Below are 21,298 nucleotides of genomic sequence, written 5' to 3'. Positions count from 1 at the left end.
TGATCGAGGCTAGTGAGCAAACTGAACCCACAGTTCAGGGCTTACACATACGCAAAAGTTGATAAAATTTGGACGACACTACCTATGGCGAAAACCTTGCTTAAATACGTCGTATCTATGGGGCTGATTTTCCTCTGCCTCATGGCAGGCATTAACATTCAAAACCTTCTAGATATATCTATTCCGGGTAGCATTATCGGCATGCTTATCCTATTCGCTCTGCTTGCAAGTGGCTTAGTACCTGTAGAATGGGTACGCCCAAGTGCCACTCTGTTTATTCGCTATATGGTGCTGCTCTTTGTTCCGATCAGCGTTGGGCTTATGGAACACTTCGATCTGCTATATAACAATGCCCTACCAATCCTCGCTAGTGCCGTCGGTGGCACATTCATTGTACTAGTCTTGTTAGGGCTGATGTTGGATAGAATGTTGAAGCGAGGTGAGCAATAATGTGGCTGCTAGTAACGATTATCGTATTTCTCTCTGCACGCTGGCTTTGCCAGAAGATCAGCAGCCCTTTTATGAACCCTCTGTTAATCAGTTTAGCAGTGATGATTCCGCTACTTACGCACCTCAAGGTTCCGTTCGAAACTTATTACAATGACAATGAATGGATTAACTTTCTACTGCAACCCGCCGTGGTTGCGCTCGCTTACCCTTTGTATGAGCAACTTCCACAAATAAGAGCTAACTGGCGAATCATTATGCTGGCGTGTGGTGTCGGTAGTGTCATGTCGATGCTGACAGCCACGGTTATCGCCTCATATATGCAAACAGATCTCTCCTTAATCGCTAGTCTACTAGGTAAATCTGTCACGACTCCGATTGCGATGGAAGTGTCCAGCCACCTAGGTGGAGAACCTGCCATTGCGGCTATTCTAGTTTTACTGGTTGGTCTGTTTGGCGCCATCTTGGCTTATCCAATTTACAACTTACTTAACATCACACATCCTATTGCAAAAGGGCTGACCATGGGCACAGTTTCTCATGCTCTAGGAACCGCGACTTGCGCAGAAAAAGATGCTCAAGATGCCGCTTTCAGCTCTTTGGCACTTGTAGTCTGTGGGGTGATTACCTCAATCCTTGCCCCTTCATTCTTTGCACTGGCTGTCTGGCTTGCTACATAAGATCCTTTGCGTCGGGTTGCTTATCTCAGCATTCCGACGCACATCACTCTATTGAATTCTGCAATCGTTATCATGTGTGAGCTCACTCTAATTGTGAAACAACAAATCCTATTACATTAACTTATGTGATCAGTGTCTCAGCAAAGTTCTCTGTGTTACATAAAATGAAATACCAGTATCAGGGTAAGCCACTCTAAACAGGTAACTCAGGCAGACCCGAAGATATCTACTATTGCATAAACAAGGATTCAATATGAGAAGCCGCATTGAACAAGCGCTGTCTGAAGCGCCAGCTAAAGTCGCAGAGTTCCTTTCTCCTATTTTGTTAGCGGACGATTTTGACGCAACGCTCTCTCCAGCACAATTTGCAGAGCTATTAACCATTTCAGGATTGGAAGATGATGAGCTACGTGTAGCCCTGCTTCCTTTTGCAGCAGCTTACTCTTATGCGCCTATCTCGAAATTCTACGTTGGTGCCATTGTTCGCGGACTCACCGGGCGTCTTTACTTTGGAGCAAACGTAGAGATCTTAGGCGCTCAACTTGGCCAGACGGTACATGCAGAACAATCAGCAATCAGCCATGCTTGGATGAAGGGCGAGCAAGGCATCTCAGATATCACAATCAACTTCAGCCCTTGTGGCCACTGTCGTCAGTTTATGAACGAACTAACGACCGCAGACGAGTTGGTGGTACAACTACCTCAACATGATGAGAAAACGCTGCAAGAATATCTACCAGAATCCTTTGGTCCATCAGATCTTGGTATCAAATCTGGCTTAATGGCATCCACCGATCATGGCAAAAAGTGTGAAGAGTCCGATGAGATGGTGTTGAAAGCACTCGATGCGCTTAATAAGAGCCATGCCCCGTATACTCACAACTTGAGCGGTGTGAGCATTAAGCTAAAAAATGGCAAAGTATACCAAGGCGCTTATGCTGAAAACGCAGCATTCAACCCTAGCCTTCCACCTTTACAGGTTGCACTTATCCAGCTCTTGCTTGATGGTGAATCATTTGATGACATTGAAACAACAGCACTTGTAGAAATGTCTGAAGGTACGATTAGTCACCTTGCAGATACGCAGTCTACTCTGGAAGCAATTAACCCAGATATTCCTGTTGCATATCTAGCCATCTAATCGGGTAAATGAAAAAGGCGCTGTAAATAGCGCCTTTTTTGTACATTTAAAAAATCAAACATCAAAGAAAGGGGTGGGATCGACCTCAAGGTTACATGGTGCAATCGCTTTTTCGATTTTATATTGGCTATTTTTAATATCGACAAAGCTGACGTCGACAAAGCGCTTATATTTACGCGAATAAAAACACTTCACTTCAGGTTTTAAGGGCTCATCGGCATTCGATGTCCATACAATACCTACTCTTCCATCATTTAGCTCGACCAATGCCCCAACAGGATAAACACCAATACAGTTGATGAACTTATAAACCAAGTCTCGATCGAGGTGAAACGGCGTTAAGCTCAATATTATCTTGAACGCCTCTGCTGAACTCATACCTTTTTTATAACAACGGTCCGCCGTCAATGCATCGTAAATATCAACAATGCAACTCATTCGGCCATGGAGCGGAATTTCATCCCCTTTCAACCCTTTTGGATAACCATTCCCATCCAACTTTTCATGGTGCATCAAGCAGACGTCTCGGCTAATGTCTCCCAATCCATCAACAGTAAAGATGATCTCTTCGGCAAACACCTGATGCAGCTTCATATGATCAAACTCTTCAGGAGTGAGTTTACCTGGCTTATGGAGGACTTTATCATCGACTTTTATTTTGCCGACATCATGAATGATGCCACCAATCGCTAACTGCTTAAGCGTATCTTTTGGCAACTCAAGATGTTTACCAAACGTAACTAGTAAAGTTGCAACATTGACTGAATGCTCAAGCAGATACTCGTCTTACTGCGAAGTGCAGAAACACAATGTAACGCATCCGAATCAATTAAGACTGCTTCAATAAGATCATCGGCCCAACCTTCTAAGTCATCGACATGAATCGACTTGTCATCAAATGTTTGGTTAAGAATCTTTTGAGCAAGGCCTTTAGCTTCACGAATAATCTTCGACGCTTTCTTCTGCTTGGAAAAGCGGCTCATAGATTTGCGTTTTACTGGAGTGGCAGACACGTCTTCTTCAGGTGGTTCCTCTTCCACTACAGGTTTGAAAACACTCCCTTTCGCGGAAAGGCTTTGGTCCACCCACGCAAATTTGATCCCATTTTTAACAAGTTGCTGAATAGCCTGCTGGGAGGAAACCCTACCTGCATTGGCTAAATTGACGCGTTTGTTATCTTCGATTGCGGTAACAAACATCCCAACCATTAACGTATCAATCGGAACCTTTATTGAGTTGCTTGGATCGTACTTCATCTATGGACTATGGCTGCTATTGTTATTTCTATAGTTTTAATGAATTATAAGCTCAAACTCATCACTTTACTTAAGCATTTGCTCTATTGATACGTCACATATTTAAGAATTTTTGTGATACGCTGCAAGCAGGCTGTCTTAGATGCCCTTATTCCCTCAGCACACTCCTTAACGAAGACGAAATCATCGCTCACAAAATTAATTGTCCAGATTGTGTACTAGAGCAGATTTTGAGTTGCTAGACTAAAACCACCATCCTACGCAAACGTTTGCTTTTTGCATTTATATCCGTATGATTCGTGTCAATTTCATCTCCGCTTATTTAAAAAGGTTATCTATGTTTGGTACTGCAACTCGTAAGAACGCGACCCGTGTTTTACTGCTCGGCTCCGGAGAACTAGGGAAAGAAGTCGCTATAGAATGTCAACGCCTAGGATTGGAAGTCATCGCTTGCGACCGATATGAAAACGCACCAGCCATGCAGGTTGCACACCGAAGCTACACACTGGATATGCTTGATGGTGATGCACTAGAGCAGATCATCGCCAAAGAACAACCTGATTACGTAGTGCCTGAAATCGAAGCTATTGCCACAGACAAGCTTGTTGAGCTTGAAGCTAATGGGCTCAATGTTGTGCCAACAGCCAATGCAACTCGCCTAACAATGAATCGCGAAGGCATTCGTCGGCTGGCGGCAGAAGAGCTTGGCCTCACCACTTCGCCCTACCATTTTGCAAGCACCTATCAAGAGTTCACTCAAGCCATTGAATCCGTTGGCATCCCGTGCGTATGTAAACCAATTATGAGCTCTTCTGGGAAAGGTCAAAGTGTTATTAAATCGGCAGAGGATGTAGAAACAGCGTGGCAGTACGCCCAAGAAGGTGGCCGCACTGGTGCTGGACGCGTCATTGTTGAAGGTTTTATCGATTTTGATTACGAAATTACCTTACTGACAGTCAAAGCTGTGGATGGTATCCACTTCTGCGCTCCGATTGGACATCGCCAAGAAGACGGTGATTATCGCGAGTCATGGCAACCTCAAGCGATGTCCGATGCGGCGCTATCTGCAGCCCAAGACGCCGCCGGCAAGGTTGTAAATGCATTAGGAGGCCGTGGTATCTTCGGTGTAGAACTATTCGTCAAGGGCGACACCGTTATTTTCAATGAAGTTTCCCCTCGCCCGCACGACACCGGATTGGTCACTCTCATGTCTCAAGACAGTTCTGAATTCGCACTTCATGTACGCGCATTCACTGGCCTCCCTATTTCAGGTATCACCCAATATGGACCTACCGCTTCAGCGGTGATTTTAGGGCAAGGCCAATCCGATAACCTTCAGTTTGAAGGAATGGCAGACGCTCTAGCAGCCCCACAAACTCAGCTACGTCTATTTGGCAAACCTGATATCAATGGACGCAGACGCCTAGGAGTGAGCATTGCTCGTAGAGAGACCATTGAGCAAGCAATAGAAAGCGCCGTTTCCAGCGCAGATAAGATAAAAATCGTTTATTAAAACAAAAGCCCCTGAGCTTATTCAGGGGCTTTCATCATTAACTTTCAATCAAATACACTTCTTCGGCGAAGCTGGATAAACCTTTCTTCGCTATCTTAGGATGATTTTCATCTGCGTCATCACGATACAGTTTTGAAATTTTATATTCTGAGAACAGCTGGCGAACTTCACTTTCGGTGACTGAAAACGGTGGGCCCGCCATTTCAGCTTGGGGATAATCTAACGTAACTAACAGAATTCTTCCGCCCGGCTTCAGCAGCGATTTAACGCGTTGGACGTAATCTGCGCGCATTTCTTCCGGTAAAGCGACCAGAGCGGCACGGTCATACACAATTTCTACTGGTTGAACGGGCGCGGTAAAGATGTCGCCAGTATAAATAGATAGCTCATCAAACTGATACAATTCATGCTGACCGTTTACAGGGATCACCGTAGGCGTATAAAAATGTTCAGAAAAAAATGAGCGCACCGCGATTTTGCTTAGTTCGACACCCTGAACGTCCTCGTGTTTGGTCGCTAGCCAAACAAGATCTTCTGTTTTGCCACATAGTGGGACAAACACTTTATCTTCTCTACTTGGCTTGGTTTCGGACCAATACTCAACCAGCAGCGGGTTTACGTCTTCTAAGTGAAAACCAATTTGGTTTGATGCCCATTTACTGTGCCAAAATTCTGGATCTTTCATTTCAATTCCCTACCTGACGTGACTGCTTCATAGCCTATACGAAAGCGTTTCTTAGTGGTATCCCTCAAGCTGTATAAACCGTTCAGATTAGGTTCAGGTAAGGTGTTTATACTTATTTACAACTTGAGAATGAACCATAAGGAAATCGGGCACTCAAACAAATTGAGAGTTAGCTCAAACAATTACACCATAGGGTAATTCCTACATTGTAATTCGCCAGCTAGCCCCCATATAGATATTAGAGATTGGTACGTTTTGGTTGTTGAGCCTTTTCTTACACCGTTTACACAAGACGCTACGAATCTAAGGAGAGTGAATGAGCCTATTTTTGCGAACTACGGCCCTGATGCTTTTAATGCTCAGCCGCGCGCCAGCTTTCGCCGCTATTCCAACAGCACCCGGTAGTGAGGAAAATCGTTCGACTAACCAGAACGAAGTCTGTTCCAAAGCATTCAAACACAACCTGAGTGGCCTGTATGGCATCCAATCCACACCAACAACTCCACTTCAACCCTACTCTGACTTCGACATTCTATACAGCAAAGCACACCAAGCTCAGGCTGAACTGGAAATGATCTGTAAGAGCACTGCAATGCTAACTTCAACAGACGCCCACTTTGCAGGTGTGAAATCTGCAGAGCGAGCAAAGCAAAAGATCGCCTATGAACTTGATGGTGATGCTGAGCGTATTACTGACCTTGCCCGTGCGACGATTGTTGCTGATGACATCGAAGGCTTGATGTCAGCTTACGAAGTGTTGAATCGTGAAACCACTGTGGTAAAAGTAAAAAACCGCTTTAAGAAACCTGGGGCTTCAGGCTATCGTGACCTAAATCTATTGGTCCAGCTTCCAAAGACCAACTTGATTGCTGAAGTCCAGCTACACCTTAAAGCCATTGCTGATGTAAAAAGTGGTCCAGAGCATGACTTGTACGAACGTATTCAGAAAATCGAACGTCAAGCGGCTTCAGAAAGCCGAGATATCAGTGAGTTTGAATTCGCCCAGATTAAGTCAATGCGAGCTCAGTCGAAAGCGCTTTACCAAGAAGCATGGCAGCCTTATATTACTACCCATCTAAGTGCCGCCTAGGCCTAACTAAATGCTAACAGCCCCTTCTCATGAAGGGGTTGTTTTTCAAGGAAGATGATGACCCCACAGCAGCAAGCGTATCTAAACGAATACCTTACCACACTCACACCTCAACAGCGGGAATCAATACCAGACACCATCGCTGAATATTTTTGTGCTGACGAGTTTAATGCCAACGAATGTGCAAGGTTGATTAATCAAGGTACAAAGAGAGCGTCTTGCAGCCTTAAACAAGGCTACGACATTGAGCAAGAGCCTCTTCCTCAGGTAGGTCGCATTACAGTGGTGCTTAACTGGCAGCAAGAGCCGGTTTGTATCATTCGCCTAACAGAAGTTTCTATCTGCCCTTTCGATCAAGTAACTGAAGAGTTTGCCCGCTCAGAAGGAGAAGGTGACCTGAGCTATGAATGGTGGCGTGAGGCGCACATTAAATTCTTTACTCAGTACGCTGGTGAGATTGGCGCCAAATTCGATTTACAGTCCGAATTGGTACTAGAACGATTCGAAAAAGTGTATCCACTGTAAAGCTTACCCAGCCCGACTGCTGAGGGTTAGCCAGACGTCCCTCAGCACATATCCGATCATAAATTCGGCACGCGATAAAATCATAAACTATCATTTTATCAGTGACATAAGAATAAGAAATGAATCTATGATCCTTTGCAGGCAGTTTTTCCTCTCTCTCATTACTCTGGTAATCGTTAACGCTGCGTGGGCACAAATCGACTACGGACCTGTACAAAGCTATACACAATCGCCCTTCCATACCAACAGTTTGTCACCTCAGCTCCGCTCTGGATTCTCAATGGATGAAGACGATATCGAGGTCTATGGTACGGGTACCATTTCAAGTATTTGGGCCGTCACTCCAGACTACGAGTTAGACTACTACCAAAATCAAATCGCTGTTGGTGGGAAATGGCAATTCTCTTCAGAATGGCAACTAGAGCTTAGCTATCGCTGGAATTACGCTGGTAATAACCACCTAGATCGATTAACCATTGCGTTTCACGATTGGGTTGGCATTGACCAAAATGGCCGAGAGGATGTGGACAACGATCGCTTTGTGATCAATATGCCTGACTATGGCATAGAGTTGGAAAACTTCCGTGGAGAAAGCCTAAGTCACGCGATCACCAGTTACATGCAATACCAATTTATCAATAAAAAGCATCACGGGCTTTCAGTCGGAGCATCTCTTTACTACAACGACACCAAACATGGCATTTTCAGTTCTTCAGAATTCGAACAAGGTATTCAGCTAAACTACGGCTATCGCCGCGATAAACACTCTCTAGACACCCTACTTGCTATCACTTTTCGCAATACGCCAACAGTATTCAAAGATATGCCCTATCGCTCTAGCACCTGGACAGTTGGAGCTAGTTATCGCTACCAGCTATTGGAAAGGCACCATCTTATTGGGCAAATCGCTTTTCATGAGGGCGTATCAGATGGGGAGGATGAATTTTCCAAGCCATCGACCGAATTCACCTTTGGCTATCGTTACCAGATGGAAAACTCAGCCATTGAATTGACTGCAGTGGAAAACATGTTTAACGCAGATAACAGCACCGATATCGCCTTTGGAATAGGATACCGGTACCGCTTTGGAGGTTCAGATAACCAAGCTTAAACTGAAAGCACTCGGCTAACCGCAGAGCTGATTTCAGCATCGCTGGCATTAAGGCTCAGAGAGAAAGAAACGTACTGGTCACCTCGCATGCTAAGCGAACGGTCAACTTCCGCTAAACAATGCATAACACTGCCATCAAGTATGAATGACAACTCTATTTCTTTCTTGTTAATGAAGCCATTGTTGCGAAATTCTATCTCCTGATAGCAACCAGATTTAGATGAGAAGTTGCTGCCTCGCAAATATCCTTTTTCCACATCTGCTTTGACCATTCCAAAGCCCACTTGCTCTATAGCTGAAATTACTTTGGAAGCGACAGGCAATGCTTTCACTTCAACGAAATCACGATCTTTAGGGTCAATCGCGAAATCGATATCTAGCGTGGTTTCTACCCATACGTGGCACTGATTCTTCATTGCATTCAGTGCCGTAATTGGGGTCTCATCATCTAACTTTAATTCGAACGGAACCTGTTTATGTTCCTGAGGCTGAATGGTGAAAGGCTGAACCGCTTGAAGGCTACCAATGGTGAAATTCTGATAGCTGGCACCGTTATCACTCTCCACTTTAACTTCAGTGCAAAGCTTGAGATTAATGGCGTCAATTTGCTGCTCAACATCGCCACCCTGAATGTGAACCACGCCCTTCAGAGTTTCTCCCTGATACACAGACATACTCTCTAGAACCGTATCCACTTTTGCAGCTCCAATTCCCAGTGACGCCTTTAACTTACCAAACATAAGGTTTCCTTTTACTTTCTATGTCGTTATTGTTTCTGATTAACATGCGGCGTTATCGAGTCGCAAGACATTTATCTGAATAATGTGTAAACCATCGTTTAGACTGCTTAATCCGCAACCAGAGTTGCAATTTCATGACAAATGAACCACCATTTGTATAGTCAAATAAATAATTATTAAATCATCATGAGCCAATCGCCATTATATCTCCAAATAAAACAATACATTACTGACAAAATTGATTCTGGACATTGGCCTGTGGGCCATCGTATATCGACTGAACTGGAGCTAACAGAACAATTCAAGGTTAGCCGAATGACTGTCAATAAGGCGATTCGTGATTTGGTCGCCGAAGGAAAGCTTCAAAGACGACCTAGAGTAGGCACTTTTGTCTGCGCTCCCGATGATAAAGCGGAATCTCCATTACTGGATATCCAAAACATTGCTGAGAGTGAAATTACGGGGTAAAACATACTCTAGTAAGGTAATTAAACAAGCCTCGATGCTCGCCGATGAAACTGTAGCAATAAAGTTAGGGGTGATGTTGAACAGCCCGATTTTCTATAGTGAAATCATTCACTTTGAAGATAATTCTCCTATTCAATATGAACTTCGCTGGGTCAACAGTGCCTACGCGCCTGACTATCTTGAACAAGACTTTACCCAAATCACCCCAAATCAATATCTGTCTGAGAACTGCCCACTGAGTGCTATCGAACATACCGTTGAAGCCATCGTTGCAGATGATGAGGTGCGTACCGCCTTGAGACTCGGGGCTAACGAACCTTGCCTGCTACTAAACAGAAGGACATGGAGCCAAGATAAGCTCGTGAGTTCTGCATTGCTTTACCACCCGGGCACTCGCTACAAATTAAGCTCTAAAATATTACTCGGTTAAAGCATTTCATACTTTTTACTGATCACATTTTTGCAACAAGCCACTTGATCAATTGTTATACCTGAACAATTATTTGTATATACATTTGAACTTATGGACTCAATTACATGCTTGGAAGCGCTTCTTCATCCTTAAACACCGACAGCCAAGAATTGCTGCTAACCAATGCACGGCTGGTCTCTATGGTCGCTGGGTCGCAAGGGTATTCCGTTTCTGAGCCAAGTAGCCTTCTGATTAAGGGTGGAAAGATTGCACAAATCGGTGGCTCCGAGCTTTCTTGCGCCAACTCTTATGATTGTAAAAACCAGTTGGTCACACCTGGATTTGTTGATTGCCACACTCACCTAGTCTATGCAGGTAATCGCGCCAATGAGTTTGAAATGCGTCTTAATGGTGTCCCATACCCAGAGATTGCCAAGCAAGGTGGCGGAATTCTATCAACCGTTCGTGCAACGCGAGAAGCAAGTGCAGAAGCTTTAATTAACCTCGCCCTTCCACGATTGGACGGTTTGATTCGAACTGGTGTCATATCAGTAGAAGTAAAGTCGGGTTACGGTCTGACTGTAAAAGACGAGATCAAAATGCTACGTGCAGCAAAAGCACTAGAAGATCACCGTAAGATTCGAATCACCACAACGTTACTCGCCGCACATGCCCTTCCTCCAGAGTATGCGGGTAAAGCAGATGACTACATTAAACTGGTATGCGAAGAGATGATTCCTCTTGTCGCTGAGGAGAAGCTAGCAACCAGCGTCGATGTGTTCTGTGAATCGATTGGCTTCAACTTGGAACAAACCGAAAAAGTCTTCGCCGCAGCCAAGCAATATGGTCTGCATGTAAAAGGTCACACTGAGCAGCTTTCTAACTTAGGTGGCACAGCCCTAACCGCTCGCTACCAAGGGCTGTCAGCGGATCATATCGAATATCTCGATGAAGAAGGCGTAAAAGCACTAGCCCAATCTGGAACGGTTGCCACGCTGCTGCCTGGGGCGTTTTACTTCTTACGAGAAACCCAATTACCGCCTATTGAGCTACTTCGTCAACACAATATTCCAATGGCAATTGCAACGGATCTTAACCCAGGCACCTCGCCTTTCTCAGATTTGACTATGATGATGAATATGGGCTGTACACTTTTCGGCCTAACACCTGAAGAAACATTGCGTGGCGTGACTTGCAATGCTGCTCAAGCGCTAGGCTTCGGTGACAGCCGAGGGCAAATTCAGCCGGGATATGATGCTGATCTTGCTATTTGGGACGTGAGCCACCCTGCCGATTTCAGTTATCAGCAGGGTTTGTCACGCTTATCTGCTCGCGTGGTAAACGGAGAACTGGAATATGTCTAACCTACCAACGACTAACCAGGATTTTCACTGGCAAGGACGCCATGACGCTGAAGATGGTGCGATGGGCAAACGCGTCCATCACGTTATCAAACAGTTGCAAGTGCAGGGTCTTGAACCTTATCGAAATGCCGTGAGCATCTTGGGTTTTGCGTGCGATGCTGGTGTTGCGCGAAACAAAGGTCGCGTTGGCGCCAAAAAAGCGCCTGATTTGATTAGACGCGCACTTGCCAACATGGCTTGGCACAAAGAAAGCGCGCTTATCGATTTGGGTAATGTCGTCTGTGAAGATGATTTGCTGGAACAGTACCAATCAGAATGTGCTGATGTCATCGCTGCAGCGCTTCGCTCTACTCCAGTTATCACGCTCGGCGGCGGTCATGAAGTGGCGTGGGCTTCCTTTCAAGGACTTGCGCGCTATTTCGAGTACTTAAACCCAGTAACGCCTCCTAAGATTGGTATCATCAATTTTGATGCTCACTTTGATTTACGTGCATTTGAAAGCAGTAACGCCGATGTAAAACCCAGCTCTGGTACACCATTCAACCAAATTTATGATTACTGCCAAAAGCAAGACTGGCCATTCCATTACGCCTGCCTAGGTGTCAGCAGAGCCAGTAACACGCAAGCCTTGTTTGAGCGAGCCAAAGAGCTCAACGTGTGGTTCGTTGAAGACAAAGATCTCGCACACCTAAACCACATCTATCATCTGACCCAGTTGCAGCATTTCATCGATAATTGCGATTACATCTACCTCACCATCGATCTTGATGTTTTCCCAGCTGCGACAGCTCCGGGCGTCAGCGCTCCTGCCGCCAGAGGCGTCAGTATGGATACGCTGGCACTCTTTTTGGACCGAATTTTACACTACAAACAGAAGTTGGTTATTGCCGACATCGCTGAGTACAACCCTACCTATGACGTTGACAGTCAGACGGCGCGGTTAGCTGCAAGGCTTTGTTGGGATATTGCTAACGCCTTTTCCGAAAAATAGAAAAAACAGAAAGGAAAGCGACTAGATTGCGTGAGAGCTTCTCTCTTGCGCAGACCGCTTTCAACCTGAAAACGTGAAATACAAGGAGTCTTACCATGACGGAACGCCAAGTAGAAGATATGCGTCTCGATACAACCCGCACTATTCGTGCCCCACATGGCACGGATCTGAGAGCAAAATCTTGGCTGACTGAAGCACCGCTTCGCATGTTAATGAACAATCTGGATCCTGACGTCGCAGAACACCCTCATTCGCTGGTTGTGTACGGTGGTATTGGCCGTGCAGCGCGCAATTGGGAATGTTTTGACAAGATTGTTGAAGTTTTAGAGCGTTTGGAAGACGACCAAACCTTGCTGGTTCAGTCTGGTAAACCTGTTGGTGTATTCCCAACACACAAAAATGCGCCACGTGTTCTTATCGCAAACTCAAACCTTGTGCCGCATTGGGCAAACTGGGAACACTTCAATGAGTTGGATAAAGAAGGACTGATGATGTACGGTCAGATGACCGCCGGCAGCTGGATCTACATTGGTTCACAGGGCATTGTTCAAGGTACTTATGAAACGTTTGTTTCTGTTGCGAAAAAGCACTTTGATGGTAAAGCAAACGGACGTTGGATTCTAACCGGTGGCCTTGGCGGCATGGGCGGCGCTCAGCCTCTGGCTGGCACCATGGCGGGCTTCTCTATGATCGCGGTTGAGTGTGACGAGTCTCGTATCGATTACCGTCTACGTACAGGATACGTTGACAAGAAGGCCACCAGCTTAGATGAAGCACTGGCAATCATTTATGAATCTGAAGAGCCTGTTTCTGTCGGCCTACTAGCAAACGCCGCAGATGTATTCCCTGAGTTAGTTGAACGTAACATCACTCCAGATGTAGTGACAGACCAAACGTCAGCACACGACCCACTCAACGGTTACCTTCCAATTGGTTGGTCGATGGAACACGCAGCCGACATGCGTAAGCAAGATGAAGCAGCTGTTGTCAAAGCAGCCAAAGAATCGATGGCGATTCAAGTTAAAGCGATGCTTGAGCTTCAAGAACGCGGTGCAGCGACACTGGATTACGGCAATAACATCCGCCAGATGGCCCTAGAAGAAGGCGTTGATAACGCGTTTGACTTCCCGGGTTTCGTTCCAGCTTATATTCGCCCACTCTTCTGTGAAGGTATTGGTCCATTCCGCTGGGCTGCACTATCCGGTGACCCAGAAGATATCTACAAAACCGATCAGAAAGTCAAAGAGTTAATCCCTGACAACCTACACTTGCACAACTGGCTAGACATGGCTCGCGAGCGCATTCAGTTCCAAGGTTTACCTGCTCGTATTTGTTGGGTTGGACTGAAAGATCGTGAACGCCTAGGCCAAGCATTCAATGAAATGGTCAAAAATGGCGAGCTTAAGGCGCCGGTTGTTATTGGCCGTGACCACCTAGATTCTGGTTCAGTTGCCAGCCCTAATCGTGAAACAGAAGGCATGATGGACGGTTCTGATGCCGTGTCAGATTGGCCTCTGCTGAATGCTCTGCTAAACACAGCAGGCGGTGCTACTTGGGTTTCACTCCACCACGGTGGCGGTGTAGGAATGGGCTTCTCTCAGCACTCTGGCATGGTTATTTGTTGTGATGGCAGTGATGATGCGTCTGAGCGAATTGCTCGCGTTCTTCATAATGACCCAGGTACAGGCGTGATGCGTCACGCAGACGCTGGCTATGACATTGCCAAGCAGTGCGCAGCAGAACAAGGGCTCGACCTACCTATGCTCAACGAAGAGCTGAAGAAGCTTAAGTAAGCACACCTGAAGAAAGGAAAGACAAAGATGTTAAATTTAACGCTAAAGCCGGGAAATATTAGCTTAAAAGAACTCCGTCAGGTGAGCCGCTCTCCTGCAAGATTGACTCTGGATCCGGAAGCCATTCCTGCTATCGATGAAAGCACTAAAGTGGTTGAACAAGTGATTGCCGAAGACCGCACTGTCTATGGCATCAACACAGGCTTTGGTCTGCTTGCTAACACTCGTATTGCACCAGAAGATCTAGAGACACTGCAAAAAAGTATCGTGTTGTCGCATGCGGCAGGTATCGGCGAGTTCATGTCAGATGAAACCGTTCGCCTGATGATGGTACTCAAGATTAACAGCCTTGCTCGTGGCTTCTCAGGTATTCGACTTAAAGTCATTCAAGCGCTGATCGACCTAGTCAACTCTCAGGTCTATCCATGTGTGCCACAAAAAGGCTCTGTCGGCGCTTCTGGTGACCTTGCGCCACTGGCGCACATGAGTACCGTATTACTCGGTGAAGGTCAGGCACGCCACAACGGTAAGATCATCTCAGGTCTGGAAGCAATGAAAATCGCTGGCCTTGAACCAATCACACTCGCGCCTAAAGAAGGCCTTGCGCTGCTTAACGGCACTCAGGCATCAACTGCCTTTGCGCTTGAAGGATTGTTTGCGGCTGAAGATCTGTTTGCTTCAGCAACAACCTGTGGCGCAATGTCTGTAGAAGCGGCACTAGGAAGCCGTCGTCCATTCGACCCTCGTATTCACCGCGTGCGTGGTCATCGAGGCCAGATGGACGCAGCACTGGCTTATCGTCATGTACTGGACACCAATAGTGAAATTGGCGACTCACACACAGGTTGCGAGAAAGTTCAGGATCCATACTCTCTGCGTTGTCAGCCTCAAGTTATGGGCGCGTGTTTACAACAAATCCGTAACGCCGCTGACATTCTGGAAGTGGAAGCTAACTCTGTCTCTGACAACCCACTGGTTTTTGCCGAAGACGGTGACATCATCTCTGGTGGTAACTTCCATGCTGAGCCTGTAGCTATGGCAGCGGATAACCTAGCTTTAGCCATTGCTGAGATTGGCAGCCTTTCTGAACGTCGTATGGCACTGTTGATCGACAGCGCACTGAGTAAACTACCACCTTTCTTAGTCGACAACGGCGGTGTTAACTCAGGCTTTATGATTGCTCAGGTCACCTCCGCTGCATTAGCAAGTGAAAATAAAACGCTGGCTCACCCTGCGTCTGTTGATAGCTTGCCAACATCGGCAAACCAAGAAGATCACGTCTCTATGGCAACGTTTGCTGGGCGCCGTCTTCGTGACATGGCGGAGAACACTCGTGGCATTTTGGCGGTTGAGTATCTTGCGGCCGCTCAGGGGATAGACTTCCGCGCTCCAAACAAGTCGTCTACCAAAGTCGAAGAAGCAAAACAAATTCTGCGCGAGAAAGTACCGTTCTACGATAAAGATCGCTACTTTGCACCGGACATAGAGCAAGCAAACAGTTTGCTTAAGCTTGCAGTACACAACCATCTGATGCCAGACTCGATTCTACCTAGTATCTAAACACCAATATAAGGGCTCCGATTCGGAGCCCTTTCTTCTTCTCAATGTCATAATTCAGTAATAACTCCACTGGATGGACCATTCAAAAAGAATCGTCATATATAATCCATCTCAGTTTTGGCTATTTACCGTAAATTATGTTTTTAAAACCATATTTTTCTAACAACGACAAGCAGTTCCAGTTTACTCGTCAGCAAGCAAGCCATTTTGCAAAGATGGTTGCGGGCGACTTCAACCCAATTCACGATGAAGACAACAAGCGCTTCTGCGTTCCGGGCGACCTGCTTTTCGCTGTATTGCTACAGAAAGAAGGCGTTAGCCAGAAAATGCGTTTTGATTTCTCAGGTATGGTCAGTGACGGTGTTGCTCTGCACATTGAAAACAAGTGTGACAAAGAAGCCGCTGTTGTTGACGAAAGCGGTAAAGAATACCTGCACATGAATCGCGAAGGCGAAGTGAATCGTGATGCCGCATTCATTGAGCATGTCGTAACAAATTACGTTCAGTTCTCAGGCATGAACTTTCCACACATCATGGTTCCATTAATGGAAGAACAGCAGATGATGATCAACTGCCAGCGCCCATTAGTGATTTACGAGAGCATGGAAGTGGAATTCACTCGCTTAAACCTATCTCACCCAGAAGTCGAGTTTGCAGGCGCAACGTTTGATGTTGAAGGCAAACGTGGTGTCGTCACATTGAATTTCGACTTTAAAGAAGGTGACGAGGTTGTCGGTAAAGGCGTTAAGCGTATGGTTGCGAGTGGTTTGAAGCCATACAACCAAGAAGACATTGACGGCTTAGTGACTCGCTTTAACGAGCGCAAAGAGGAATTCTTAGCGCAGTTCAACAAAGCGGCATAGCCTACTCAGATTTCTAAAAAGAACCCCGCTCAAATGAGCGGGGTTCTTTTATATCCAGCGTCTGACACGTTGCTTGTAGTCTAAATAAGCGGCCCCAAAAAGTTCTTCAAGAGCGCGCTCCTCTGGACTAATTTGAAAACGATTCATGTACAGCACAAACACGAAAGCCAGCGCAATGCACAACAAGTTCTGCTGCCAGTACGCAAACCCAAGCAACAGTAAGAACATACCCAAATACATTGGGTTTCGCGAGTAGGCAAACACCCCACTATCCACCACTTGAGACGCATCCTTCACCTTGACTGGATTCACGGTTGTGTTCGCTTTGCGAAACTCGTAGACCCCAGCTAAACCAACAACAACAGAAATCGCAAAGCACGCCAATAAAACTGCCCAAGGTATCGGTAAACTAACCGAGAAAGTGTGGAACTCGTGCCCCACATGGTTCATCACCACACCGAGAACAATAAACAGGGCAACAGGAGGAATTTTTCTTTCTAATTTTTCCATAGTGTTCAATAGCTTTGCTGACGTTACTAAAAAATAGCCCAGCTTTGAAAGCTGGGCTAGGTTTAATCACACAATTTGCAGTAGCGCCTGTAAAGGGTGTTTCACTTTGATGTCCTCAAAGCGCTTCACCTGACTTCGACAGGAATAGCCAGTGATCAAGCATCGCTCCTTCGGCAACTGCTCTAGTTGAGGTTTCCAGCTCAGCCCGTAAATGTCTCTCGACATCTGCAACTTATCGACTTCGTGACCGAACGTTCCTGCCATACCACAACAGCCCACAGGCACCGTATTCAGGCGGGAACCAAAGTGCGAGAATATTGCTCCCCACTCTTTCTCTGCGTTTGGCATTTTGGTTTTCTCTGTACAGTGAGCCAGAAGATACCAAGGTTCTTCTGCACTCGTACCAGAGGCCTCGAACTCACCCAACCTAGGTTGCAGCCATTCATGAACCGTCAGCACTTCGAAATCACCACGCTTGTCGCCAAGTACTTCGTTATACTCATCGCGATAACAGAGCACCAACGCCGGGTCGACGCCAACCATAGACACTTCCAGATCGGCGACTTGCTGTAAGAACATCGCAGTGCTCTTAGCACTTTTGGCAAAACGCTGTAAGAAACCTTTCACGTGCTGAGCCTTACCATTAGGTTTGAAAGGCAGCAAAACAGGCGTTTTACCAAGTTTAGTCAACAACTTAGCAAAGTCTTCCACCACTTCAGCATCGTAGTAGCTGGTAAATGGGTCTTGCACAATCACCACATGGTTCGCTTTATCTTCTTTAGACAAAGCCGCCAGGTATTGCAGATCAAAAGGTTGATGATGCTGTAATCGCGACTTGAGTGTTGGCACTGACATGAATGGCGCATCGGTATAACCTACCGCAGCAGTCGTGAGATTTTGGACCCATTTTTGGCTGAGAACGCCATTCACTAACTTCGGCGCTTTCGCCATGACAGGTAAAACTGATTCTATATTCGCAACCAAATAGTCCTTTGCAGGACGCTGATAGCGCGAATAATAAATATTGAGAAATCTTGAGCGGAAGCTTGGTACGTCTACCTTAATTGGGCATTGGCTGGCACAAGCTTTACAGGCTAGACAGCCATTCATCGCTTCGTAAACTTCATGAGAAAAGTCATACTCATGGCGCTTATTTAACGAATTACGCACTCTGTCCAACATCGATTTGATGGATGACGTTTCTTCTAAAGCCTGTTTCTCCAAATCGAGAATATCCACGCCCTGCTCTGTAAGCTGACGCAACCACTCCCGAACCAAGCCAGCACGTCCTTTAGGAGAATGGCGACGATCTGCCGTCACTTTCATCGAAGGGCACATTGGCGAAGATGTATCGTAGTTAAAGCAAAGACCGTTACCGTTACATTCCATCGCCTGCTTAAAACTGTCTCGCACTTCAACGTCGATCTGGCGATCAAAGTAGCCACGTTTTGTATCTGTGACTTTGACTAGTTCTTCTTGGCTTTCTAATGGTGTGCAGATCTTACCTGGGTTCATCTTGTTGTGAGGGTCAAACGCCGCTTTTACTCGTCTCAACTCAGTAAAAAGCTCTTCACCAAAGAACTCTGGTCCATATTCTGAACGGTAGCCTTTGCCATGCTCTCCCCACATCAAACCACCGTATTTGGCGACTAGCTTAACGACTTCGTCAGACACTTCATGCATCAAGGCCTCTTGCTTAGGATCGCACAAATCTAACGCGGGTCGAACATGGAGAACGCCTGCATCAACGTGACCAAACATACCGTAGCTGAGAGATTTGGAATCCAGTAGCTCTCGGAACTCAACAATAAAGTCAGCAAGGTTTTCAGGCGGGACACAAGTATCTTCAGCGAATGCGACAGGTTTCGCTCTTCCTTTCGCTGCGCCAAGTAAGCCCACCGCTTTCTTACGCATGTTGTAGATACGGCCAATGCTAGCCACATCACTGCACACCTGATAACCGATAATGCCCGCTTGCTCGGCTTCCATCATTTGATCCAAACGTTTGGTCAGCGCATCGACCTGCTGCTCGACTTCCTCAACATCTTGGCCTGCATACTCCACCATGTTGATGCCTTGCATATCTTTACCTGGAACGTCAGTCAGCAAATCACTGACGGTATGCCAGACAATATCCTGCTTAGCCAGATTGAGTACTTTTGAGTCGATGGTTTCTACTGAAAGCGCATTGGCTTCAACCATAAATGGGGCGTTACGCAGTGCGGAATCAAAGCTGTTGTATTTCACGTTCACTAACGTGCGAGCTTTAGGGATTGGAGTGAGGTTAAGCTTAGCCTCTGTAATAAATGCCAAAGAGCCTTCCGCGCCACATAAGACTCGAGTTAAATCGAAGCTCTGTGTCTCTTCATCAAGTGCATTCTTTAAGTCATAACCCGTTAGAAAGCGATTGAGAGGGGGAAATTTCGCGTTGATTTGCTCACGCTTGCTACGACAAACTTGCTCTGTAACCTGTAATGCTTGGTATGCGTACTCGCCATCCTTGGGTTCCCCTTGAGACATATCCGACTCAAGCACCGAGCCATCAGCGAAAACCGCTTGCAAAGACAATACGTGATCAGACGTTTTTCCGTATTTCAGAGAGCCTTGTCCGGAAGCATCGGTATTGATCATACCGCCCAGAGTCGCACGGTTGCTGGTCGAAAGATCAGGCGAGAAGAAATAGCCATAGGGTCTGATAGCATCGTTTAACTGGTCCTTCACCACACCAGTCTGAACACGAGCCCAGCCTTCCTTTTCGTTGATTTCCAGTACCTTGTTCATATGGCGTGACAAATCAACCACAATACCCTTAGTCAGCGACTGACCGTTGGTCCCTGTACCACCTCCGCGTGGGGAAAAAGTGATACGTTCATATTGAGGTTGGATACTGAGTTTGCCGATTAAAGCAACGTCTTGAGTGGATTTAGGGTGGACAACCGACTGGGGTAATTGCTGATAAACACTGTTGTCAGTGGCAACAGCCAGACGGCTTGAGTATTGGCTTTCGATGTCTCCGGAAAATCCCGATTGTCGGAGTTCTTCCAGAAAACTGAGTACGACGGGATCCACATCAGATTGAGAGTGTAATCTTGGTAACATTTGCTTCCTGCCCCTACTACGCTGATCCTATTCAGCATTGGGTTCAATACAATAAGTAATATTTTTTTGATTTTCGTCACTTTACAACATTTGAAAGGGTGAATAAAACAGAATTGCAATGTCAGAATGGCACTAATCGCAATTCTTACCCACACTTAGTAATTATACCTAGATTAGTAAGTGCCTTTTTATGAGCGAATCATCAATGAAAAAAAATAAAATTATCACCACAGAAGATATTCTATTAAAGCTTTGCCAATCTGTGTCTGGCGTGCTGACTTCAGCAACAAGCTCCGATATTAGCTATTCAGCGATGGTGCAAAAAATCACTAAGACCAGCCTGAAACCTGATTTTGGCTGCTTTGTATTGTTTGACGGTGGCTTTTCAGGACTGGTTGTTATCAACTTCACATCAAAAGCTGCTTTAGAGATTTATACGAACTACATGCGTAATATGGGCATGCCGGAAGAGGAATTAGCCGTCCTACACACTTCAGATGAGGTGGGTGATGTTCTTGGTGAGCTAATGAACCAGCTAGTTGGTGACTTTACCAACCAAGTTAGAAAAGATCTTCAAACGCACATCACTCAGAATCAGCCGAAGATGTTAACGCTGAACAAACAAGTGATCTTGTCGGTAGACACCAACTTAGATCGCCCACAGGCACGTCGAGTTACCTTCTCAACAGAGAACGGCAATATTTTCTACCTTGAGCTAGCAATGGACAAAACTGAGTTTATTCAGTTAGAGGAATTCGAATCACACGAAGATGAGAGCCCAGATTCAATTCTTGAACAAGCTCAGAAAAAGCTGACGTCAAAGAAAGAATCGCCTAAAGAAGAAGCGGATCCAAATGGCAGCGATCTACTCGATGAACTAGGTATCTAAGCCAGTTCTCTCCTATTCAATAAGCCGCTGAATAACAGCGGCTTTTTTACGTTTGTTAATGCTTTGTTTCGAAACAAATCTTCCAAGCGGACCAGTCAAGAGTTTCGTTTTAATGTCAGAAGCGTTAAAATGGTCGACTTCGTAAAAATCAGTGAGATTTT

General features: G+C 45.9%; 17 protein-coding genes and 2 pseudogenes. 14 read left to right on the top strand and 5 right to left on the bottom strand.

The window, feature by feature from the left end:
• The first annotated feature begins 84 nt into the window (after positions 1-84).
• The 3 genes from VIC_RS19845 (at position 85) to cdd (ending at position 2,268) form a co-directional block, all read left to right on the top strand.
• A complete protein-coding gene (locus VIC_RS19845; RefSeq protein ID WP_006962035.1) occupies positions 85-450 on the top strand; it encodes a CidA/LrgA family protein in 366 nt (121 codons plus the stop codon).
• The gene (locus VIC_RS19840; protein ID WP_006962033.1) at positions 450-1,127 is read left to right on the top strand and encodes a CidB/LrgB family autolysis modulator; all 678 of its coding nucleotides are present in this window, start codon (positions 450-452) and stop codon (positions 1,125-1,127) included. The genes VIC_RS19845 and VIC_RS19840 overlap by 1 nt, the downstream gene beginning before the upstream one ends.
• Before the next feature lie 253 nt (positions 1,128-1,380).
• Positions 1,381-2,268: a cytidine deaminase gene (gene cdd, locus VIC_RS19835; protein ID WP_006962031.1), complete on the top strand. Its 888-nt coding sequence runs from the start codon at positions 1,381-1,383 to the stop codon at positions 2,266-2,268.
• 54 nt (positions 2,269-2,322) lie between these two features.
• On the opposite strand, the pseudogene VIC_RS19830 reads toward cdd, so the two are convergent.
• Positions 2,323-3,524: pseudogene (locus VIC_RS19830) on the bottom strand (HD-GYP domain-containing protein).
• 337 nt (positions 3,525-3,861) lie between these two features.
• On the opposite strand from VIC_RS19830, the gene purT reads away from it, so the two are divergent.
• Complete coding sequence (gene purT / locus VIC_RS19825; protein WP_006962025.1) at positions 3,862-5,037, top strand: formate-dependent phosphoribosylglycinamide formyltransferase; 1,176 nt, start codon at positions 3,862-3,864, stop codon at positions 5,035-5,037.
• Positions 5,038-5,074: 37 nt separating this feature from the next.
• On the opposite strand, the gene VIC_RS19820 is transcribed toward purT, so the two are convergent.
• Positions 5,075-5,722, bottom strand: a complete 648-nt coding sequence (locus VIC_RS19820; protein ID WP_006962023.1) for a thiopurine S-methyltransferase — start codon at positions 5,720-5,722, stop codon at positions 5,075-5,077.
• Between the two features lie 316 nt (positions 5,723-6,038).
• Between VIC_RS19820 and VIC_RS19815 the strand changes: the two genes are divergently transcribed.
• The 3 genes from VIC_RS19815 (at position 6,039) to VIC_RS19805 (ending at position 8,448) form a co-directional block, all read left to right on the top strand.
• The gene (locus VIC_RS19815; protein ID WP_006962022.1) at positions 6,039-6,812 is read left to right on the top strand and encodes a nucleotidyltransferase family protein; all 774 of its coding nucleotides are present in this window, start codon (positions 6,039-6,041) and stop codon (positions 6,810-6,812) included.
• Between the two features lie 57 nt (positions 6,813-6,869).
• On the top strand, positions 6,870-7,337 hold the full coding sequence (locus tag VIC_RS19810) for an ASCH domain-containing protein (RefSeq protein WP_006962021.1): 468 nt from the start codon (positions 6,870-6,872) through the stop codon (positions 7,335-7,337).
• Between the two features lie 127 nt (positions 7,338-7,464).
• The gene (locus tag VIC_RS19805) at positions 7,465-8,448 is read left to right on the top strand and encodes a DUF3187 family protein (protein WP_006962020.1); all 984 of its coding nucleotides are present in this window, start codon (positions 7,465-7,467) and stop codon (positions 8,446-8,448) included.
• Here the strand turns inward: VIC_RS19805 and VIC_RS19800 are convergent.
• Complete coding sequence (locus VIC_RS19800) at positions 8,445-9,188, bottom strand: sporulation protein (protein ID WP_006962019.1); 744 nt, start codon at positions 9,186-9,188, stop codon at positions 8,445-8,447. The two genes, VIC_RS19805 and VIC_RS19800, sit on opposite strands and share 4 nt — an antisense overlap.
• 186 nt (positions 9,189-9,374) lie before the next feature.
• On the opposite strand from VIC_RS19800, the pseudogene hutC reads away from it, so the two are divergent.
• The 6 genes and pseudogenes from hutC (at position 9,375) to VIC_RS19770 (ending at position 16,639) form a co-directional block, all read left to right on the top strand.
• Positions 9,375-10,086, top strand: a pseudogene (hutC, locus tag VIC_RS19795) (histidine utilization repressor).
• A 107-nt stretch (positions 10,087-10,193) separates the two neighbouring features.
• A complete protein-coding gene (gene hutI, locus VIC_RS19790) occupies positions 10,194-11,432 on the top strand; it encodes an imidazolonepropionase (protein ID WP_006962018.1) in 1,239 nt (412 codons plus the stop codon).
• A complete protein-coding gene (gene hutG / locus VIC_RS19785) occupies positions 11,425-12,423 on the top strand; it encodes a formimidoylglutamase (protein WP_006962017.1) in 999 nt (332 codons plus the stop codon). Before hutI ends, hutG begins: the two co-directional genes overlap by 8 nt.
• Before the next feature lie 95 nt (positions 12,424-12,518).
• Positions 12,519-14,216 (top strand): urocanate hydratase, encoded by a 1,698-nt coding sequence (gene hutU, locus VIC_RS19780; protein ID WP_006962016.1) that lies wholly within the window; start codon positions 12,519-12,521, stop codon positions 14,214-14,216.
• 27 nt (positions 14,217-14,243) lie between these two features.
• Complete coding sequence (hutH, locus tag VIC_RS19775; RefSeq protein ID WP_006962015.1) at positions 14,244-15,776, top strand: histidine ammonia-lyase; 1,533 nt, start codon at positions 14,244-14,246, stop codon at positions 15,774-15,776.
• Positions 15,777-15,913: 137 nt separating this feature from the next.
• Positions 15,914-16,639, top strand: a complete 726-nt coding sequence (locus VIC_RS19770) for a DUF3581 domain-containing protein (RefSeq protein ID WP_006962014.1) — start codon at positions 15,914-15,916, stop codon at positions 16,637-16,639.
• A gap of 48 nt (positions 16,640-16,687) precedes the next feature.
• On the opposite strand, the gene VIC_RS19765 is transcribed toward VIC_RS19770, so the two are convergent.
• Both VIC_RS19765 and ydiJ read right to left on the bottom strand, forming a co-directional pair.
• Positions 16,688-17,149: a methyltransferase family protein gene (locus VIC_RS19765; protein WP_006962013.1), complete on the bottom strand. Its 462-nt coding sequence runs from the start codon at positions 17,147-17,149 to the stop codon at positions 16,688-16,690.
• Between the two features lie 66 nt (positions 17,150-17,215).
• On the bottom strand, positions 17,216-20,248 hold the full coding sequence (ydiJ, locus tag VIC_RS19760) for a D-2-hydroxyglutarate dehydrogenase YdiJ (RefSeq protein ID WP_006962012.1): 3,033 nt from the start codon (positions 20,246-20,248) through the stop codon (positions 17,216-17,218).
• A 205-nt stretch (positions 20,249-20,453) separates the two neighbouring features.
• Here ydiJ and VIC_RS19755 point away from each other — a divergent pair, with 205 nt between their 5' ends.
• On the top strand, positions 20,454-21,137 hold the full coding sequence (locus VIC_RS19755; RefSeq protein ID WP_039952345.1) for a DUF3334 family protein: 684 nt from the start codon (positions 20,454-20,456) through the stop codon (positions 21,135-21,137).
• Positions 21,138-21,298: the final 161 nt, after the last annotated feature.

This window comes from Vibrio coralliilyticus ATCC BAA-450 (genome assembly GCF_000176135.1).
Lineage (GTDB): Bacteria > Pseudomonadota > Gammaproteobacteria > Enterobacterales > Vibrionaceae > Vibrio > Vibrio coralliilyticus.
This window is presented reverse-complemented; position numbering and strand designations above follow the sequence as displayed.

Excerpts from the sequence above, each read along its gene's own strand:
- VIC_RS19845 (WP_006962035.1), top strand. The coding sequence starts at position 85 with ATGGCGAAAACCTTGCTTAAATACGTCGTATCTATGGGGCTGATTTTC.
- VIC_RS19805 (WP_006962020.1), top strand. The coding sequence starts at position 7,465 with ATGATCCTTTGCAGGCAGTTTTTCCTCTCTCTCATTACTCTGGTAATC.
- cdd (WP_006962031.1), top strand. The coding sequence starts at position 1,381 with ATGAGAAGCCGCATTGAACAAGCGCTGTCTGAAGCGCCAGCTAAAGTC.
- hutI (WP_006962018.1), top strand. The coding sequence starts at position 10,194 with ATGCTTGGAAGCGCTTCTTCATCCTTAAACACCGACAGCCAAGAATTG.
- purT (WP_006962025.1), top strand. The coding sequence starts at position 3,862 with ATGTTTGGTACTGCAACTCGTAAGAACGCGACCCGTGTTTTACTGCTC.
- VIC_RS19755 (WP_039952345.1), top strand. The coding sequence starts at position 20,454 with ATGAAAAAAAATAAAATTATCACCACAGAAGATATTCTATTAAAGCTT.
- VIC_RS19800 (WP_006962019.1), bottom strand. The coding sequence starts at position 9,188 with ATGTTTGGTAAGTTAAAGGCGTCACTGGGAATTGGAGCTGCAAAAGTG.
- VIC_RS19810 (WP_006962021.1), top strand. The coding sequence starts at position 6,870 with ATGACCCCACAGCAGCAAGCGTATCTAAACGAATACCTTACCACACTC.
- VIC_RS19770 (WP_006962014.1), top strand. The coding sequence starts at position 15,914 with ATGTTTTTAAAACCATATTTTTCTAACAACGACAAGCAGTTCCAGTTT.
- ydiJ (WP_006962012.1), bottom strand. The coding sequence starts at position 20,248 with ATGTTACCAAGATTACACTCTCAATCTGATGTGGATCCCGTCGTACTC.
- hutG (WP_006962017.1), top strand. The coding sequence starts at position 11,425 with ATGTCTAACCTACCAACGACTAACCAGGATTTTCACTGGCAAGGACGC.
- hutH (WP_006962015.1), top strand. The coding sequence starts at position 14,244 with ATGTTAAATTTAACGCTAAAGCCGGGAAATATTAGCTTAAAAGAACTC.
- VIC_RS19815 (WP_006962022.1), top strand. The coding sequence starts at position 6,039 with ATGAGCCTATTTTTGCGAACTACGGCCCTGATGCTTTTAATGCTCAGC.
- VIC_RS19840 (WP_006962033.1), top strand. The coding sequence starts at position 450 with ATGTGGCTGCTAGTAACGATTATCGTATTTCTCTCTGCACGCTGGCTT.
- VIC_RS19820 (WP_006962023.1), bottom strand. The coding sequence starts at position 5,722 with ATGAAAGATCCAGAATTTTGGCACAGTAAATGGGCATCAAACCAAATT.
- hutU (WP_006962016.1), top strand. The coding sequence starts at position 12,519 with ATGACGGAACGCCAAGTAGAAGATATGCGTCTCGATACAACCCGCACT.
- VIC_RS19765 (WP_006962013.1), bottom strand. The coding sequence starts at position 17,149 with ATGGAAAAATTAGAAAGAAAAATTCCTCCTGTTGCCCTGTTTATTGTT.